Raw genomic sequence first — 17,740 nt, 5'->3', positions numbered from 1 at the left:
TTTTCAAAGGCAATGGCCCAATCATACTGCCCACACTTGAAGCCGTTCTGGCACCCACGGGCATGTAGCACGGCAGGCACAGTCAAGCCACGCATGCCCCCACGGATTAACCTCGGGTTTTTCTCTTGTTCGCGATCAGGAAAACCCCCATGAGCGATATTGCGCTGCTGCCTCAAGTTGAAGCCTTCCTCCGTCGAAGCCATGCATTGTTTATCGACGGCGGCTACGTCCAGAGCCGTTCCAGCCAGACACTGGAAGTGATCAATCCTGCCACTGGCAAGGTCATTGCCCAGGTCGCCAATGCCGATCCAGCCGATATCGACGCGGCGGTGGAATCGGCCAAACGTGGCTTCAAACAATGGTCCCAGGCCACACCGGCGACGCGGGGCAATGTGCTGCTGAAACTGGCGGACTTGCTGGAGCGCCACCGCGAAGAACTGGCACAGATCGAAACCTGCCAATCGGGCAAGATCATCCAGATTTCCAGGGCTTTCGAAGTCGATCAGGCCGCTCACTTTCTGCGTTACTACGCTGGCTGGGCGACCAAGATCAGCGGCCAGACCATCACCCCGTCATTGCCCTCCTTCGCCGGCGAACGCTATACCGCCTACACCTTGCGCCAACCCGTCGGGGTGGTGGTCGGCATCGTGCCGTGGAACTTCTCCACCATGATCGCCATCTGGAAACTCGCCTCGGCGCTGGTGACCGGTTGCAGCATCATCATCAAACCCAGTGAGTTCACCCCGCTGACCATCCTGCGGATCGCCGAACTGGCCATTGAAGCCGGTCTCCCGGCCGGCGCGCTGAACGTACTGACAGGGGGCGGGCTGGTTGGCAAAGGGCTGATCGAGCACCCCGGCACCGACAAGGTTTCGTTCACCGGTTCCGTACCGACCGGCATTGCCGTCGGTCAGAGCGCCATGGGTGCCGGCCTGACCCGCGCCACCCTGGAACTGGGCGGCAAAAACTCGGCGGGGTTCCTGCGCGACGTGGATCTGGATAAAGCGGTCAATGGCATCATCGAAGCCGGCTTCCTGCATTCCGGGCAAATCTGCGCCGCTGCCGAACGGTTCTTCGCCCATCGCTCACAGATCGAGCCGATCATGGACAAACTGGCCCAACGTTTGAGCACGCTGAACATCGGCTCGCCCCTGGACGAGCGCACCGAGTTCGGCCCGGTGACCAACCGCCAGCATCAACTCAAGCTCGGCGCGTTTTTCGACAAGGCCCGTGACGAAAACAACACCATCATCTGCGGTGGCAACCTGATCGACCGCCCCGGCTGTTATGTCGAACCGACGGTGATCCTCGCCAACACCGTCAACGACACCCTGCTCAACGAAGAAACCTTCGGCCCGGTCGCCACTTTCTTCCCCTACGACACCGAAGACGAGCTGCTCGAACTGATGAACAACACACCGTATGGCCTGAGCGCGAGCCTGTGGACCAACGATTTGTCCAAAGCCATGCGCATGATCCCGAGCATCGAAGCCGGCACCGTCTGGGTGAACATGCACACCCTCCTCGACCCGGCAGTACCGTTCGGCGGCATCAAGTCTTCAGGCATCGGCCGTGAATTCGGCGGCGCGTTTATCGACGACTACACGGAGCTGAAATCCGTGATGATCCGCTATTGATTCGGAGGATTCCAAAGTCACCAGTGGATCCACTAAATCGTTAATAAACAGAATCAGTTTGACAAAACCTCAATAAATCACCATTAATGGATCCACTAAATAACAACAAACAACCTTGGAGAATCTCCATGTACCCCAAGAACACCTGGTACGTCGCCTGCACGCCCGATGAAATCGCTGGCAAGCCATTGGGCCGTCAGATCTGCGGTGAAAAGATGGTTTTTTACCGCGGCCACGAGGGTAAGGTGGCGGCTGTCGAGGACTTCTGCCCTCATCGCGGCGCGCCGCTGTCCTTGGGTTATGTGGAAAACGGCAATCTGGTGTGCGGCTATCACGGCCTGGTGATGGGGTGCGACGGCAAGACTGTGGAAATGCCCGGGCAGCGGGTTCGCGGCTTCCCGTGCAACAAGACCTTTGCCGTGGTCGAGCGCTACGGCTTTATTTGGGTCTGGCCCGGCGATCAGGCGTTGGCCGACCCGGCGCTGATCCATCATCTGGAATGGGCGGTCAGTGACGAGTGGGCCTATGGCGGCGGCCTGTTCCACATCCAGTGCGACTACCGCCTGATGATCGACAACCTGATGGACCTGACTCATGAAACCTACGTTCACGCGTCCAGCATTGGCCAAAAGGAAATCGACGAAGCGCCGCCGGTGACCACGGTCGACGGCGACGAGGTGGTCACCGCCCGCCACATGGAAAACATCATGGCCCCGCCCTTCTGGCGCATGGCCCTGCGTGGCAACAACCTGGCCGACGATGTGCCGGTGGACCGCTGGCAGATCTGCCGCTTCACCCCGCCCAGCCATGTGCTGATCGAAGTCGGCGTGGCCCATGCCGGCCATGGCGGTTATCACGCTCCCCAGCAGTTCAAGGCGTCGAGCATCGTCGTCGATTTCATCACGCCGGAAACCGAGACCTCGATCTGGTACTTCTGGGGCATGGCGCGCAATTTCAATCCGCAGGATGAAGCCTTGACCGCGAGCATCCGCGAGGGCCAGGGCAAGATTTTCAGCGAGGACCTGGAGATGCTCGAGCGCCAGCAACAGAACCTGCTCAGCCATCCCGCGCGCAACTTGCTCAAGCTCAATATCGACGCTGGCGGCGTGCAGTCGCGTCGCGTTCTGGAGCGCCTGATCGCCAGGGAGCAAGCCCCGCAGGAGTCAATGGCATGATCGAAGTGCTGGTGGTATCGCGCAACAACGAAGCCCAGGACATCTGCAGCTATGAGCTGGCCAGTGTCGATGACCGACCGCTGCCGGCCTTCAGCGCCGGTGCGCATATCGATGTGCACCTGCCCGGCGGCTTGATCCGGCAATACTCCCTGTGCAACCACCCCGAAGAACGCCATCGCTACCTGATCGGCGTGCTCAAGGACCCCACCTCCCGCGGTGGTTCACTGGCCATGCACGAGCAGATCCACCCCGGCACCCGCCTGCCGATCAGTGAACCGCGCAACCTGTTCCCGTTGGTCCATGAGGCCAGGCGCAGCCTGCTGTTCGCTGGCGGTATCGGGATCACGCCGATCCTGTGCATGGCCGAACGCCTGGCACACAGTGGCGCGGATTTCGAGCTGCATTACTGTGCCCGATCACGGGACCGTGCAGCCTTTGTCGAACGCCTGCAACGCTCGCCTTTTGCCGACCGGGTGTTCCTGCATTTCGATCAGGAACCCGACACCGTGCTGGACGCGGCCAAGGTTCTGGCCACGCCGCTGAACGACGTTCATTTATATGTGTGTGGCCCCGGCGGCTTCATGCAGCACGTGTTGGACACGGCCAGGAAGCAGGGCTGGCAGGAGCAATGCCTGCACCGCGAGTACTTCGCCGCCGCGCCCGTCGACACTGGCGCCGATGGCAGTTTCTCGATCAAGCTCGCCAGTAGCGGTCAGGTCTTCGAGGTGCCGGCCGACAAGAGCGTGGTGCAAGTACTGCAAGACCACGGCATCGAAATCGCCATTTCCTGTGAACAAGGCATTTGTGGTACTTGCCTGACTCGGGTTCTGGAGGGGGTGCCGGAGCATCGCGACCTGTTCCTCACCGAGGATGAACAGGCCTGCAACGACCAGTTCACCCCTTGCTGCTCGCGCTCGAAAACGCCGCTGCTGGTGCTGGATATCTGATAAACCGCGCTTATTCCGAGCGGAGAATGACCTTCATCCGCTCCTCGGCCGTCGCTGAGCCGAAGACCTCGGCGTAGCGCAACGTGGCGTTGGCGTGTTCGCGCATGATCGCTTCGGCACGCGCACCCTGGCGGTTAACCAAGGCATCGAACACCGAATGGTGTTGCATGTGGGCATAGTTGAAACGTCGGTACTCCCGGACCATGTCGTTGCGGTCCACGGCCAGGGCAGTCACCGAAGCGAAGGGCAAATGATCGTTGCGCGCCAGGGCGTCGGCGATCGCCGGGTTATGGCTGCCTTCGACGATCACCTCATGAAAACGCATGTTGAGGTCGTGATAGACCTCCAGGTCTTCTATGGTCACGTACCCTTTATCGAACAGCTGATCACCCTGCATCAGGCACTGTTCGAGGGTCGCCCGGGCTTCGTCTGAGAGCCCGCGCTCGGCGGTCTGACGCGCCGCCAGGCCTTCGAGTACGCCCCGTACTTCGACCGCACCGGCAATGTCATCGGGGCTGACCGAACGCACCTGAAACCCGCGCCCGCCAAAACGCACCAGCAAGCCTTCCTGCTCCAGCGTGCGGAACGCCATGCGCACCGGCATCCGCGAAACACCGAACAGCTGCGCCGTGGGGATTTCCATCAACCGCTCGCCCGCCGCCAGTTCGCCCGAGGCGATCATCTTGCGCAATGCGACCAACACCGTTTGACCGGGCTTACTCATCCAGGCAACTTCCAGAAAGGTGGGCCTGCATAGTAACGCAAGAGAGAGACGCCAGGTTTGGGCAGAGGTCGCGGTGTTCAGCCTTGATAGGCAGGATTCTCGATCAGCAGCGCCATACCCTGCCCGCCGCCAACACACGCGGCGGCAATGCCATAACGCAGATTGCCCTCGCGCAGTTGCCTGGCCAGGGTCAGCACCAGACGCAATCCGCTGGCGGCCAAGGGATGCCCCAGGGCGATGGAGCCGCCCCGCCGGTTGAGGCGGTCGCCGTCCAGTTCAAGCACCTGCGCCACGGCCAGCACTTGTGCCGCCTGGGCTTCGTTGATTTCCAACAAGCCGATGTCGTCAATGGCCAGGCCGCTGCGTTGCAGCAGCAACTGGATCGCCGGTGCCGGGCCGATGCCCATGAACTCCGGTGCCACCCCCACCACGGCACTGGCCAGCAAATGGGCCAACACCGGACGCCGAGCCGCAGAGGCTCGCCCCACCAGCGCGGCCGCCGCACCATCGACCACCGCGCAACTGTTGCCGGCCGTTTGCACACCGCCGGCATGCACCGACTGCAACCGGCCCAAAGCGCTCAGGTCGGTAGGTCGCGGGTGGCTATCGTGCGTTACGCGGTCCACGCCCCGTGGCAACTGAATATTGCGTGGCTGATAGCCGGCCAACTCAAAACGCTCATTACCAATCGCTACCAGTTCCGGCTCGAACCAGCCGTCGGCTTGCGCCTGCAATGCCAGTTGATGACTGCACAGAGCGTATCGATCCACTTCGTCGCGGCTCAGGCCATGCCGCCGGGCCAGGTTGTCGGCGGTGGTGATCATGTCTACGCCTGGGGCCGGGTCGAAGAGGGCTTCCCAGAGAAAGTCCTTGAACGCCACCTCGGCGCCGAGCCGGAAACCGCTGCGGTGGGTGTAAGCGGCAATCGGGTTGCGTGACATCGATTCGGCTGCCACACACAGGGCCAGCTGCACGCCGTCATCCAGCTGCCTGGCGGCCTGCCGCAAGAGTTCGAAACCGGTGGCGCAGATGCGCTGCACCCCCAGCGCCGGAGTCTCTTGCGGCACGCCACTGTAGAGGCCGATATGTCGAGGCAGCAGGTAAGCATCGAAACTGGCCTGAGCCACGGAGCCGGCGAGCACGCTGTCCACCGAGGAGGGATCGAGAGCGGCGCGGGCCAATACCTCGCGCCCGACCTTGATCCCCAGATCGATCGGCGAGACCTGAGCCAAGTCCCCGCCAAGGTCGACCCAAGGCGTGCGCAGGGCTTCGAAAATCGCCACATCGCTAAAGCTCGAATACTGCCCCGCACCGTTCACAGCAGAGGTCCGGCACGCAGGACGGAAGGATCTTCACCGCGATACAGCGCCTCGACCTTGTCGGCACGCCACTGCAACACCGCACGCTGATTGATCGAGCCCTTGTCGGTGATTTCACCACGGTCGATGGAAGCAGGTTCGTCGAGCAGCGCGATCCATTCCAGGCGGCTGGCATTACCGGTGGCGTCGCGGTTGAGCCGCTGCAGCCAATCGCTGAACCACTGACGCACCGACGCGCTGGCCAGAACCTCGGCATCGCTGGCGTGGGCACTCAAACCCGCCAGACGTCGGCATTCATACAACCGGGGAAAGACCAGCGCACCCAGGCACTCGCGGTCCGGCGCGGCCACCACCAGGTCCTGAACATAGGGCGAACCTTCGAGCACCGCGCGATTGCGCAGCGGACCGACGCTGACAAACACGCCGGAGCTGAGTTTGAAGTCCTCGGCGATGCGCCCGTCGAACATCAGCCCAAGTTGCGGATCACGGGGGTCAGCCAGCTTTAACGCATCGCCAGAACAGTAGAAACCCTGTTCGTCGAACACCTCGGCGGTCTGCTGCGGCGCGCGCCAGTAACCGGGCATGATGTGCGGTCCGCGAAAACGCCCTTCCAGCTTGCCGTCCACCGGCACCAACCGCACTTCGCAACCGGGTGCCGGCAGGCCGATGTAGCCGGCCATGGACAATGGCCCGGTGGTGAACGTGCAGGACGGCGACGCCTCGGTCATGCCAAGCCCGGCCATCATGCGAATGCGTTCGCCACAATGCTGTTCAGCGACCCGGTCCAAGCGATCCCAAACCCGTTGCGACAAACCGGCGGCAGCGAAAAAGAACAGCTTCATGCGCGAGAAGAAACGCTCGCGCAACTCGCCATCCTGCTCCAGAGCGTTGACCAGCTCTTCCCAGCCCTTGGGCACGGTCAGGTAGGCGGTGGGCGATATTTCCTTGAGGTTGCGCAGTGTTTCAGCAAAACCCTGAACGGTCGGCTTGCCGTCGTCCAGGTAAAAAGTGCCGCCGTTGTACAGCACGATGCCGACGTTGTGGCTGCCACCGAAGGTGTGATTCCACGGCAGCCAGTCCACCAGCACCGGAGGTTCTTCACCGAACACCGGGAAGGTTTGCAACAGCATCTGCTGGTTGGCGCAGAGCATGCGCTGGGTGGTGACCACCGCCTTGGGCAGTTTGGTGGAGCCTGAGGTAAACAGGAATTTGGCGATGCTGTCTGGCCCGGTAGCCGTGAAGGCGCAATCGGCCTCGGCACCGCCGGGTTGTTCCAGCAGGCTGGCAAAACTCGCCTGACGGCGGCCCGGTACTTGACCATGCACGGTAATCAGCGGCGTTTCGGCCGGCAGCACCGCGTCGATCGCCCGCTGATAGGTCGCGGCGTCGCTGACGAACACCAGCCCCGGTTGCAGCAGATCGCAGACATGCCGCAGCTTGGCGAAATCCTGGGACAACAACGAATAGGCCGGGGAAATCGGGCTATAGGGAATGCCGGCATACATAGCGCCCAGGGCAATCTGCAAATGCTCGATGTCGTTGCCCGAGAGGATCGCCAGTGGTCGCTCGGCCGACAGGCCGTAACTCAGCAGGCTCTGGGCAACGGCGCGGACGCTGGTCAGCATCTCGGCGTAACTCACCCGGCGCCAGTCGCCGCCGTCCTGGCGAGCGGCGACAAAGGTCTGTTGCGGGCGCACCCGGGCCCAATGCACCAGGCGATCGAGCAAGCGTACGGGCAACTCGGCCAAGGGTTCCAGGGAGCGCATATGCAATATGCCCTGCTCTTCGCTGACCTCGACCGCAGGACAGCCAATGGATACCTGGCGATAGCGCGGTGCACTGGCTTCGGTCTGGGGTGGCGATCTGAATTCGGAACTCACGTGCTTGTTCTCCATCAAGGCACGCCACCGGTCCGCTGCGAAGCAGTCAACTGGGGCATGGCAGCCTTGTTATTGTTATTTCTGGCCTGCACGCGGGCGACGAGCGCTCTCAAGCGTACGTCGCCCGACGCGGCGACAGCTGCTCAGATCGGGTAGTGCCGCGGGCCGTTCTGCAAGGTCACCCAGCGCAATTGGGTGAAGTGCTCGATGGACGCCTTGCCGCCAAAACTGCCATAGCCGCTCGACTTGACCCCGCCGAAAGGCATCTGTGCCTCGTCGTGCACGGTCGGGCCGTTGATGTGGCAGATGCCCGACTCGACCCGCTGGGCCAAGGCCAGAGCACGGCCGGTGTCACGACTGAAGATCGCCGCCGACAAGCCGAACTCGGAATCATTGGCCAGACGCAGCAGCTCTTCATCGCCCTCACCGCGCAGCACCACCGCCACCGGGCCAAAGGATTCTTCGCGGTACAGGCGCATGGCATCGGTGACGCTATCGAGCAAAGTCGGCTGCAGAATACTGCCCTCCAACCGGCCACCTGCGACCAGGGTTGCGCCCTTGTCGAGAGCATCGTCGATCATCAGTTTGATCCGTTCGCCGGCGTTGCTGTCCACCAGGGAACCAAGCACCGAACCTTCCGCATTGGGGTTGCCGGCGGGCAAGGTGGCGATCTTCGCCGCCAGTTTGGTGACAAAGGCATCGGCCACCTTGGCATCGACGATCAGGCGCTCGGTGGACATGCAGATCTGCCCCTGATTGAAAAAGGCACCGAAGGCCGCTGCCTCCACCGCCGCATCCAGGTCGGCATCTTCCAGCACCAGGAACGGCGCCTTGCCACCCAGTTCCAGCAACGCCGGCTTGAGATGACGCGCCGACAGCTCACCAACGATGCACCCGACATGGGTCGAGCCGGTGAAGTTGACCCGACGCACCGCCGGGTTGGCGATCAACCGTTCGACAATCGCCGCGGCATCCTGGGGCGCGTTGCTGATGACGTTGACCACGCCGTCACCGAGGCCGGCGTCTTGCAACACTTGGCCAATCAGCCGGTGTACCGCCGGGCTCAACTCCGACGCTTTGAGCACCACAGTATTGCCGCAGGCCAGCGGCATGGCGATGGCGCGGGTGGCGAGGATGACTGGGGCGTTCCACGGCGCGATGCCGAGCACCACGCCACACGGTTGACGCAGGGCCATGGCGAAGCTGCCGGGCACATCCGAAGGAATGACTTCGCCGGTGATCTGGGTGGTCATCGATGCCGCTTCACGCAGCATGTTCGACGCCAGATGCACATTGAAACCGTACCAGTTGGCCATGGCGCCGGTCTCACCGGCGGCGGCGATGAATTCCGCGCTGCGGGCCTGCAACTGCTCGGCGGCGCGCAGCAACCGGGTGCGTCGTTCATTGGGGGCCAGGGCCGCCCAGGTGGGGAATGCCGCTTTGGCCGCAGCCACCGCGGCGTCGGCATCTTCCAGGGTGGCGGCGGCAACCCGCGACACGATTTCGCCGGTCACCGGATTACACCGTTCGAAGGTTCGACCGTCTCGGGCGGGGCACGACTGGCCGCCGATCAGCAGGGGCACGTCCAGCATGGTGATTCCTCTTTATTGTCTTTATCGGGAATACAGTCGAGGGGTTCACAGTAGCGCCTGGGCGCCGGGGCGAACAGCTGGCGGACGCTCGATCGCCCGGCCAGCTCGCCTGATGCAACGCCAGGCTTCAGCGTTTGTAAGCCTGCAAACCGGGCTTGATGCTCTTGTCGTCGAGGAACTGCTTCATGCCCTGCTCGCGGCCACCTTCGGTGTCCAGCAGGCGCGACTGATCGAGCTTGGCGTACAGGTAATCTTCGTTCTGCTCCCAGGTCAGTTCGCGGCAACGCTTGAAGCCATGCTTGGCTGCGCGCAGCACCACCGGGTTTTTCTCCAGCAGGTTACGCGCCAGTTCGATCGTCACCTCACGCAGTTGCGCCAGCGGCACGCTCTCGTTGACCAGGCCCATCTCGGCGGCTTTCTGCCCGCCGAAGGTCTTGCCGGTCATGATGTAGTACAGCGACTGGCGATGGCCCACGGTGTCGGCCATGGCCTTGCTCACCAGGTTGCCCGGCGGAATGCCCCAGTTGATTTCCGACAGGCCGAAAGTGGCTTCATCGGCGCAGATCGCCAAATCGCAGGCCACCAGCGGGCTGAAACCGCCACCGAAGCACCAGCCGTTGACCATGGCGATGGTCGGCTTGGCGTACATGCGCAGCAGTTTCCATTGCCATTGAGAGGCTTCGCGGCGGATTTTTTCCTGAAGGATTTCCGGGCCGGCGTCCACTTCGCGGAAGTATTCCTTGAGGTCCATGCCTGCAGTCCAGGCTTCGCCCGCCCCCGTCAGCACCAAGACACCGGCGTCCGGATCCTGCTCCAGGGTTTCCAGAACGTCGATCATCTCGCGGTTCAGGGTCGGGCTCATGGCGTTGCGTTTTTCCGGACGGTTGAGGATGACCCAAGCGATGCCTTCCTCGATTTCCACTTTGACCGTTGTCCAGCGACCTTCGTAATTGCTCATGGCGATGCTCTCTTGTTCTTGGCTTGACGATGGGTAAAAACTAAACCGCAAATATAGTTATGTCAATTAACTATTAATAAAATTAACCGAGTTGTTTTCGTGCCTGAAACGGGCGCAGCGCCTAGAAATCTGAAAGAGGTCGTGGCTATCCCCGGCCAATCTCGGCAAACTAGATAGCCTTCTTAACCGCCAGCCCGAGGATTCACCCTGCAATGGCCAAGTCTTCCAAGATTGCCGCCGCCCCCGAGGCGCCTGCCGACAGCCCCGAAACCCAGGCGTCGCTGGACGCAGCCCTCGACGACCTGATCGGTTACGCCATGCGCCGGGCACAACTGAAACTGTTCCAGAACCTGATTGGCCGGCTCTCGGCCCACGACTTGCGCCCGGCGCAGTTCTCGGCCCTGGCGATCATCGACCAGAACCCCGGGCTGATGCAGGCCGACCTGGCCAAGGCACTGGCCATCGAGCCACCGCAAGTGGTGCCGCTGCTGAACAAACTGGAAAGCCGGGCGCTGGCGGTGCGAGTGCGCTGCAAACCGGACAAACGCTCCTACGGGATTTTTCTCAGCAAGACCGGCGAAACCCTGCTCAAGGAGCTGAAACTGATCGCTGCCGAGAGCGACATGGATGCCACGTCCGCCCTCGACAGTCAGGAACGCGAAGAACTGCTCAGGCTGCTGAAGAAGGTCTATCAGGCCTGAAACGACTTACCAGATCGGCACGGTGTAGAGCACCAGAAAGCGGGTCTGGTTTTCATCGCGAAACGCCGCGCCAGTGGGGAAGTCATTGCGATAGATCGACTTGCGCGCCATCAGCCCGACGTTCTTCAGCGGCCCACTCTGGATCACATACCCCAGCTCCATCTGGAACTCCCGCTCCTTGCGGTCGTCGGCATTCAGCGCCGCCAGTTCGATATGGTCACCGCGCACATAACGCAGCCGGCTCTTCAGGCCGGGCACCCCGGCGGCGGCGAAGTCATAGTCGTAGATCGCCTGCCAGGTTCGCTCCTTGGCATTGAGAAAGTCCGAGCTCATGGTCAGCTCACTCATGCCCATCAACTCGGTGCCCGACACGTAAGGCGTCGCGGTGTCACCACTGGAGTGCATATAACCCAGGCTCAGGCGATGGCCGCCAAAGCGGTAGCCGAACAGCGCCGAGAGGTTGCGGTTGTCCACCTTGCCGGCCTTGGCGCTGCCGTCCTCGTCGCTGAAAAAACTGCGCAAGTCAGTGGTCAACGTGCCCTCGCCCACCTGCAGCGTGTGCAGCAAGGCCAGGGTGTTCTGCTGATACAGATCCGCCACTTCGGCGTGATAGGCACGCAGGCTCAGATCCTTGTTCACCTGGTAATCGCCACCGACATAGGCCATGTGCGATGAGGTGGCCGCGCCGTTGAAACGCCGGTTCGGAGAGGCGATGCTCATCGGCTGGTAGTTGGTGGAGTCGCGCTTGTTGATGCGATCGATGTAACCAGTGTTGAAGGTCAGCCCGTCGATGTCCTTTGAACTGAGGGTGGTGCCGCGAAACGTCTGCGGCAGCAGCCGAGACGGACTGGCGAAAGCGAACGGCAGGAAGATCGACACATCGCCGGTCTTCACCGTGGTCTGAGCAAAACGCATCTTGGCGGTCATGGCCAGGCGCGAATACTCGTCCGCCGCACGCTTGTCACTGGCAGACACCGGCAACAACTCGGTGCCACTGCGGTCGGGCGACGAGTCCAGCTTGACGCCCATCAGGCCGCGAGCGTCCAGGCCAAAACCAACAGTCCCCGGGGTAAAGCCCGACTCCATATTCATGATGAAACCCTGGGCCCATTCCCGGGCCGCGGTCTTCGCCCCGTCATCCTTGTAGTCCCGATCCAGGTAGTAATTGCGCAGGGTCAAGGTGCCGTGACTGTCATCGATAAAGCCTTCGGCCAGCGCCGGAGTGGCAATCACACTCAAACCCAACAGGGCCAGATGACGTGCGCGAACAGGTAAGGTTGAGATCGCCACGAGGGCGTCCCGAGGGAGATTTGGCATGTTCGATGTCCACTTATTGTTGTTGTTTTTTTGAACGGGATCGTCGGGTTGCCCCAAGGATCTCCGGTCAGAGAATGGAAACGCCTGAGAGTGGAGTCAATCCGCAATGACCGATAATCGAACATTAATATTATTATCTATTTTTTAAATATATCTTCCACCCTATGTCATCACATTGATTTAAATGAAATTAATGGCATTTTTCAGAAAAAAATCTTGGACATTCATTTTTTAGTTATCTTTGTTAATCTTAATTTCAGCCTGCTATCGCCTACAGCAATCAGGCTCGCGCTCCCCCGTAAACCCCAACAAAAACAATAATGAGGTTCGCCATGGACACCCCATCACGTCGCACGACGCTGACCATCGCCCTGTGTTTTATCGTTGCACTGATCGAAGGCTTCGACCTGCAAGCCGCCGGCACTGCCGCCGCGGGCCTGCGCCAGACCTTTGCCCTGGACCCGAAAATGATGGGCTGGGTATTCAGCGCCGGCATTATCGGTTTACTGCCGGGCGCCTTCTTCGGCGGCTGGATCGCCGATCGCATCGGCCGCAAGAAAATCCTCATCGGCGCCGTGCTGCTGTTCGGCGTGTTCTCCCTCAACACGGCCTATGTCAGCAGTTTTTCCGGCCTGCTGCTGGCGCGCTTCATGACGGGCCTGGGTCTGGGTGCCGCCCTGCCCAACCTGATCGCGCTGTGTGCCGAAGCCGTGGGTGAGCAACGTCGCGGCACCGCGATCAGCATCATGTATGCCGGCGTGCCGTTGGGCGGCGCGCTGGCGGCGGTGGTCGCCATGTTGTTTGCCGAGCATTGGCAGATGACCTTCATCATCGGTGGTCTCGTGCCCTTGCTGGTGGTGCCGTTGATGGTCCTGCTGCTGCCTGAGTCCAGCGTCTTTCGCCAGCAACAAGACAGCGTCAACGTGGCGCGCGCGTCAACCGGCCAGGCGCTGTTCGGCGAAGACCGGACCCGCGTCACCCTGGCGTTGTGGCTGAGCTACTTCTTCACCCTGACAGTGATGTACATGCTGCTCAACTGGCTGCCATCGCTGTTGCTGGAACAGGGTTTCAGCAAACCCCAGGCAGGCCTGGTGCAGATGCTGTTCAACATCGGCGGCGCCCTCGGTTCCCTGCTCGGCGGACTGCTGCTGGATCGCTGCAACGGCATCAAAGTGGTGCTGTTTGTCTACGCCGGGTTGCTGGCGGCGCTGGCTGGAGTCGGCCTGTCGGTGGGCATCGTCCCCATGGCCATCGCCGGTTTTTCTGCCGGGTTGTTTGTGATGGCCGCGCAGCTGGTGCTTTACGCCCTGGCACCGCCGTCGTACCCGACCTCGGTGCGCGCCACCGGCGTCGGCGCTGCGGTGGCGATCGGTCGCCTCGGATCAGTAGCCGGGCCCTTGGCCGCCGGGCAGATTCTGGCGGCCGGGGCCGGCACCACCGGAGTTTTGCTGGCGACCTCGCCCGGGCTGCTGATTGCAGCACTGGCGATCATCAGCGTGATTGCCCGCTCGGCCGAGCCGCCGTTGCGTACGGCGAACCCGATTGCGGATAAAACCTGACCGGGGTGCACTCCTTGTAGCAGCTGCCGAGCCTGCGTGACCGCGTTCGGCCGTAGCAGCTGTCGAGCTTGCGAGGCTGCGTTCGGCTGCGAAGCAGTCGTCAAACCAGAACTTGCGGTACGTCTGGCAGACCGCATCAGCCGGATTCACGACTGCTGCGCAGCCGAACACAGCCTCGCAGGCTCGGCAGCTGCTACCAATCGTGTTACGGCGTGGTGCGCAGGCACGCATTCACCGGCGGTACGCGCTGCCGCCAGGGTTGAGCCTGCTCCAGTTGCGCGGCCAGGCTCAGCAAGGTCGCCTCTTCGCCGAAGCGGCCTGCGAAGTGCGCGCCCATGGGCAAGCCTTGCGGGCTCCAGTGAAGCGGTACCGACATTGCCGGTTGCCCACTGGCATTGAACAACGCGGTAAACGGCGAGTAACTGTGGAAGCGCTCGATCAATTCATCGAGACTCAAGCGGTCGTCCCGCAGGTCCAGCTCGCCGATCGGTACCGGTTCACGGGTCAGGGTCGGGCTGAGGATCAGGTCGTAATCCTGCATGAACAGCGCCAGTTGCCGGCCCAGGGCATGAATCCACTCCACCGCTGCCGCGTATTGCGCGCCACTGACCCCGCCCTTGTCGCGCAGAATGATCCGCGTACGGGCTTCCAGCTCCTCGGGCTGTACAGGCGCACCACGCAATTGGCCCAACAGGTCGACGTAGTTTCGCGTGCTGGCACCGATGATAGTGAACACCTGGTCAAGAAACTCAGGCAGCACCACCGGTAACCGGGCGGGTTCTACCCGATGCCCCAGCGACTCACACAGGCTCGCAGCCTGACGCACCGCCTCCAGGCTTTGTGTGGAAATCGGCCAAGACCCGATCTGCTCCACCAGGGCGATACGTAATGGCTGCGGAGTCTGTTGTACAGCAGTCACATACGGTTGCACCGACAGCGGCGCAGCATAGGGCGCACCCAAATCGATTCCCGCCGTGGCGTCGAGCAAAGCCGCGCTGTCACGTACCGATAAGGTGATGCAGTGGTTGGTGCCCATGCCCGCCCAGCCCTCGCCTATCATTGGCCCGGAGGGCAGCAAACCACGGCTGGGTTTGAGGCCGAAGACTCCGCAGCAGGACGCCGGCACCCGCAGCGAACCGCCGCCGTCATTGCCATGGGCAAACGGCACTACCCGCGCCGCCACCAGGGCCGCCGCCCCGCCGCTGGAGCCGCCGGCGCTGTGCTCGGTGTTCCACGGATTGCGGGTGGCGCCAAAACGTGTCGACTCGGTGGAATAGGATGTGCCGAACTCTGGTGCCGTGCTGGTGCCGACGATCAGGCAACCGGCGCGGCGCAGGCGGATCACCACCTCGGATTCGAAATCGGCGCGGGCCCCGCCCAGCGCCAGCGAACCATTGGTCATTGCGGCACCCTGCACCGGCGCGAACAGGTCCTTGATCAAGGTCGGCACACCGGCAAACAGTCCGTCCCGAACCTGAGGTTCGAGCGCTGCCTCGCGGGCCTTGTCGTACAGCCGCTCGGCCACTGCGTTGAGTTGCGGTTCAACCCGCTCCAGTCGCTCGATCACTGCGTCGACCAGCTCCACGGGCTGCACTTCACCACGCCTGACCCAAGCGGCCAGGCCGGTGGCGTCTTCCTTGTCCAACAACTGATGGATGTCTTGCATGTTTGATACTCCGGATCTATTTCAATGACGAATGGGTGGATGGCACGGAAGAGTTCGAGCGGCGGCGCGATAACCCGGCGATCGCCCAAAGCAACGCGGCAGCAAGACTGGCAAAGGCCAGCCATTCGATGGCGTGACGCAGGTCGCCGGCAAATGCGCCGAGCATCGCCACCACCAAGGGGCTGACGAACTGACCGAAATACAGGCACGCGGTGAAGCCTCCCAATCCCCGACCACGGGTTCTAGCACTCAAGGCCTCCATCATCGGCGCCATGACATTGGGCACCAGCAATCCCGCGCCCAGGCCATGGATCACCACAGCCAACACCACTTGGTTGTAGCTTTGCCCGCGCATCAGCAACCACAACCCGAGCGCCAGCAACAGCAGCAACACCGCATTGGTGCCGGCGATCCCCAAGCGTCGACGCAGCAGCGGCCAGGCCAGGGAACCGCCCAGGGTGGCCAGCAAGCTCAAGCCGGCGGACAGGCCAATCAGGGTGCTGGATGTGACCCCGAGACCCACCAGCAAAATGGGCGTCTGTACCGGCACCACAAAGCTCAGCACCATGCCCGCGAGGATCAGCAGATAACCCAACACCAGCGGCAGAATCGCCACCCGCTCCGGTCCCTGAACCTCAACGGACGGCTGCGTACGAACCGGCTCCCAGAGCACCTTCACCATGGCCGGCACCAGCAGCAGCGGCAGCAAATAGAGGAGGAACGGCAAGCGCCAGGAGTGCTCGCCCAAAGCGCCACCAACGACGAAGAACAACGCACCGACCAAACCGATGGTGACCACCTGACGATTGATGTAGCGCAAGCGTTCCTCGCCCTGCCAATAGTCGCCGATCAGGGTCGCGCAACAGGTCATCACCGCCGCCTCGGCCACCCCGAACAGCAGGCGCACGGCGACGATGGACTGCAGATCTCCCAGCACCGCCGGCAACGCGCCGAGCAAGGCATAGAGCAAGGTGGCGATCACCAGCAACGCCTTGCGCCCGACTCGATCGGCGAGCCAACCAGCCAGAGGCGCGCACACCGCAATCGCCAGCGCCGGTCCGGTGACCGCCAGTGGCACCAGCAGGTCGGCCCGGGAAGTGAGCGGCCCGAACTCGGCACCGAGTTTGGGCAGGATCGGCGCGATCATCACCGAGCCCATGATGGTCAGGCTGCTGCCCAGCACCAGCACCAGCCCTTCGCGGCGTCCCGTGGCCTGACGCACGACAGGCGTCGCCAGGGTTGAAGCGCAATGCACAGAAGTCATGGTCCGGTCCTCAGAAACTTTGGGAAACGCGCAAGGCGACGGTGTAGCCTTCGGCGCGGTTGCTCGCGCCTTGCTCTTTGTAGAGGTGCAGCCAGACCGGCGGCAGGCCCGGTTTGACGTAGCTCACCGCTGGTCCCACAGCCAGCACCCTGGCGCGATTGCCACTCGTCAGGCCCGGGGCGTCGTCATCGGTGAACTGACGGTAGTAGTACCCGCCGATACCGGCGGTCCAGGGGCCGAAGTGCTGGCCCACGGCGAACTCATGCCGGTACTCCACGCCGTTCTTGTAGTCAGTGGCAGGGTTGCGCGTGTTGATGTCCACCTCGAAGCTCGATGACACCTCGAAGCCGGTGTCACTGATGTAAGTGGCATTGACGATGGGGGAAAAAGTCCAGTGATTGAGCCCGGGGGAAATCAGCCGGTTCTTGTCGTAGTCGCCGGTGGAGGTCTGGATCTGAAACTGGGTGTTGACGAACAGGTTGGGCGACAGGTTCCACTGCAGGATCAGCGGCAGAAACTGCACGTCTGCCAGGCGGAACGGATCGGCCTCAAGCTTCAACGGACCGCCCGGCGTCGGCACCTCCAGGGAAGCATCCATCTTGAAGAAAGGCACCACCGTGCCGAAACCGTATTGGGCACCGAGGACGCTGTAGTCCGTCATGCGCATATAGGCCAGGCCGATGGACAGCACGTCCAGGGAGAGATTGTTGTCCAGAGAACGACCGTGGCGGTCCTTCTGCACGTTGGCCGAATAGTAGGCCGTGCGCAGGCCCAGGGTGCCGAATGGCGTGGCCGGCGGCATCATCCCGGCGCCGAAGTCATAGACGCCTACCGCGGTGGTCGGCGCTCCGTTTTCAGTGGCCTGTGCGCCGGCGCACAGGCCGAACAGCCCCAGGGTAAACACAGTGACGCGGCTGATGCCTGAGTTGTTGTTCTTGTGATTCATCGAATGCCCCTCCCAACCAAATGGTGTGGGCCATCCTAGTAACGACTCCGGTAGG

14 protein-coding genes are annotated in these 17,740 nt (G+C 62.3%); 5 read left to right on the top strand and 9 right to left on the bottom strand.

Annotated features, from left to right (window positions below; all coding sequences use genetic code 11):
- The first annotated feature begins 149 nt into the window (after window positions 1–149).
- The 3 genes from F475_RS24720 to F475_RS24710 all read left to right on the top strand — a co-directional run bounded on the left by F475_RS24720 (window position 150) and on the right by F475_RS24710 (window position 3,759).
- A complete protein-coding gene (locus F475_RS24720) occupies window positions 150–1,637 on the top strand; it encodes an aldehyde dehydrogenase family protein (RefSeq protein WP_111454927.1) in 1,488 nt (495 codons plus the stop codon).
- Window positions 1,638–1,765: 128 nt separating this feature from the next.
- On the top strand, window positions 1,766–2,812 hold the full coding sequence (locus F475_RS24715) for an aromatic ring-hydroxylating dioxygenase subunit alpha (RefSeq protein WP_086945698.1): 1,047 nt from the start codon (window positions 1,766–1,768) through the stop codon (window positions 2,810–2,812).
- Entirely contained in the window at window positions 2,809–3,759 is a 951-nt protein-coding gene (locus F475_RS24710) for a PDR/VanB family oxidoreductase (RefSeq protein ID WP_111454926.1), read from the top strand. Before F475_RS24715 ends, F475_RS24710 begins: the two co-directional genes overlap by 4 nt.
- Window positions 3,760–3,769: 10 nt before the next feature.
- Here the strand turns inward: F475_RS24710 and F475_RS24705 are convergent, their stop codons facing one another.
- The 5 genes from F475_RS24705 to F475_RS24685 all read right to left on the bottom strand — a co-directional run bounded on the left by F475_RS24705 (window position 3,770) and on the right by F475_RS24685 (window position 10,232).
- A complete protein-coding gene (locus F475_RS24705) occupies window positions 3,770–4,483 on the bottom strand; it encodes a GntR family transcriptional regulator (RefSeq protein ID WP_019578625.1) in 714 nt (237 codons plus the stop codon).
- Between the two features lie 77 nt (window positions 4,484–4,560).
- The gene (locus tag F475_RS24700; protein WP_111454925.1) at window positions 4,561–5,802 is read right to left on the bottom strand and encodes a thiolase family protein; all 1,242 of its coding nucleotides are present in this window, start codon (window positions 5,800–5,802) and stop codon (window positions 4,561–4,563) included.
- The gene (locus tag F475_RS24695; protein WP_111454963.1) at window positions 5,799–7,682 is read right to left on the bottom strand and encodes a feruloyl-CoA synthase; all 1,884 of its coding nucleotides are present in this window, start codon (window positions 7,680–7,682) and stop codon (window positions 5,799–5,801) included. Before F475_RS24695 ends, F475_RS24700 begins: the two co-directional genes overlap by 4 nt.
- A gap of 143 nt (window positions 7,683–7,825) precedes the next feature.
- The gene (locus F475_RS24690) at window positions 7,826–9,274 is read right to left on the bottom strand and encodes an aldehyde dehydrogenase (protein ID WP_111454924.1); all 1,449 of its coding nucleotides are present in this window, start codon (window positions 9,272–9,274) and stop codon (window positions 7,826–7,828) included.
- A gap of 127 nt (window positions 9,275–9,401) precedes the next feature.
- Window positions 9,402–10,232 (bottom strand): p-hydroxycinnamoyl CoA hydratase/lyase, encoded by an 831-nt coding sequence (locus F475_RS24685; protein WP_007895816.1) that lies wholly within the window; start codon window positions 10,230–10,232, stop codon window positions 9,402–9,404.
- Window positions 10,233–10,444: 212 nt separating this feature from the next.
- On the opposite strand from F475_RS24685, the gene F475_RS24680 reads away from it, so the two are divergent.
- Window positions 10,445–10,933 carry a MarR family winged helix-turn-helix transcriptional regulator gene (locus tag F475_RS24680; RefSeq protein ID WP_018927890.1) on the top strand — a complete coding sequence of 163 codons (489 nt, stop codon included), beginning with the start codon at window positions 10,445–10,447 and terminating at the stop codon, window positions 10,931–10,933.
- Window positions 10,934–10,939: 6 nt separating this feature from the next.
- Here F475_RS24680 and F475_RS24675 read toward each other — a convergent pair whose 3' ends face one another.
- Window positions 10,940–12,250, bottom strand: coding sequence for an OprD family porin (locus F475_RS24675; RefSeq protein WP_019649001.1), 1,311 nt, complete (start codon window positions 12,248–12,250; stop codon window positions 10,940–10,942).
- Window positions 12,251–12,582: 332 nt separating this feature from the next.
- Between F475_RS24675 and mhpT the strand changes: the two genes are divergently transcribed.
- Window positions 12,583–13,809 carry a 3-(3-hydroxy-phenyl)propionate transporter MhpT gene (gene mhpT / locus F475_RS24670; RefSeq protein ID WP_111454923.1) on the top strand — a complete coding sequence of 409 codons (1,227 nt, stop codon included), beginning with the start codon at window positions 12,583–12,585 and terminating at the stop codon, window positions 13,807–13,809.
- Window positions 13,810–14,014: 205 nt separating this feature from the next.
- Here mhpT and F475_RS24665 read toward each other — a convergent pair whose 3' ends face one another.
- From F475_RS24665 to F475_RS24655, 3 genes are read right to left on the bottom strand one after another with little or no spacing between them, the layout of a single operon-like run.
- On the bottom strand, window positions 14,015–15,475 hold the full coding sequence (locus F475_RS24665; RefSeq protein WP_111454922.1) for an amidase: 1,461 nt from the start codon (window positions 15,473–15,475) through the stop codon (window positions 14,015–14,017).
- 16 nt (window positions 15,476–15,491) lie between these two features.
- Window positions 15,492–16,739: an MFS transporter gene (locus F475_RS24660; protein WP_111454921.1), complete on the bottom strand. Its 1,248-nt coding sequence runs from the start codon at window positions 16,737–16,739 to the stop codon at window positions 15,492–15,494.
- A gap of 10 nt (window positions 16,740–16,749) precedes the next feature.
- A complete protein-coding gene (locus F475_RS24655) occupies window positions 16,750–17,685 on the bottom strand; it encodes a transporter (RefSeq protein WP_111454920.1) in 936 nt (311 codons plus the stop codon).
- Window positions 17,686–17,740 lie beyond the last annotated feature (55 nt).

The organism is Pseudomonas sp. URMO17WK12:I6, assembly GCF_003253625.1.
Classification (GTDB): Bacteria; Pseudomonadota; Gammaproteobacteria; order Pseudomonadales; family Pseudomonadaceae; genus Aquipseudomonas.
This window is presented reverse-complemented; position numbering and strand designations above follow the sequence as displayed.

What these genes read in the sequence shown, in the direction of transcription:
- F475_RS24720 (WP_111454927.1), top strand. Translation starts at nt 150, where the DNA reads ATGAGCGATATTGCGCTGCTGCCTCAAGTTGAAGCCTTCCTCCGTCGA.
- F475_RS24715 (WP_086945698.1), top strand. Translation starts at nt 1,766, where the DNA reads ATGTACCCCAAGAACACCTGGTACGTCGCCTGCACGCCCGATGAAATC.
- F475_RS24710 (WP_111454926.1), top strand. Translation starts at nt 2,809, where the DNA reads ATGATCGAAGTGCTGGTGGTATCGCGCAACAACGAAGCCCAGGACATC.
- F475_RS24705 (WP_019578625.1), bottom strand. Translation starts at nt 4,483, where the DNA reads ATGAGTAAGCCCGGTCAAACGGTGTTGGTCGCATTGCGCAAGATGATC.
- F475_RS24690 (WP_111454924.1), bottom strand. Translation starts at nt 9,274, where the DNA reads ATGCTGGACGTGCCCCTGCTGATCGGCGGCCAGTCGTGCCCCGCCCGA.
- F475_RS24685 (WP_007895816.1), bottom strand. Translation starts at nt 10,232, where the DNA reads ATGAGCAATTACGAAGGTCGCTGGACAACGGTCAAAGTGGAAATCGAG.
- F475_RS24680 (WP_018927890.1), top strand. Translation starts at nt 10,445, where the DNA reads ATGGCCAAGTCTTCCAAGATTGCCGCCGCCCCCGAGGCGCCTGCCGAC.
- F475_RS24675 (WP_019649001.1), bottom strand. Translation starts at nt 12,250, where the DNA reads ATGCCAAATCTCCCTCGGGACGCCCTCGTGGCGATCTCAACCTTACCT.
- mhpT (WP_111454923.1), top strand. Translation starts at nt 12,583, where the DNA reads ATGGACACCCCATCACGTCGCACGACGCTGACCATCGCCCTGTGTTTT.
- F475_RS24665 (WP_111454922.1), bottom strand. Translation starts at nt 15,475, where the DNA reads ATGCAAGACATCCATCAGTTGTTGGACAAGGAAGACGCCACCGGCCTG.
- F475_RS24660 (WP_111454921.1), bottom strand. Translation starts at nt 16,739, where the DNA reads ATGACTTCTGTGCATTGCGCTTCAACCCTGGCGACGCCTGTCGTGCGT.
- F475_RS24655 (WP_111454920.1), bottom strand. Translation starts at nt 17,685, where the DNA reads ATGAATCACAAGAACAACAACTCAGGCATCAGCCGCGTCACTGTGTTT.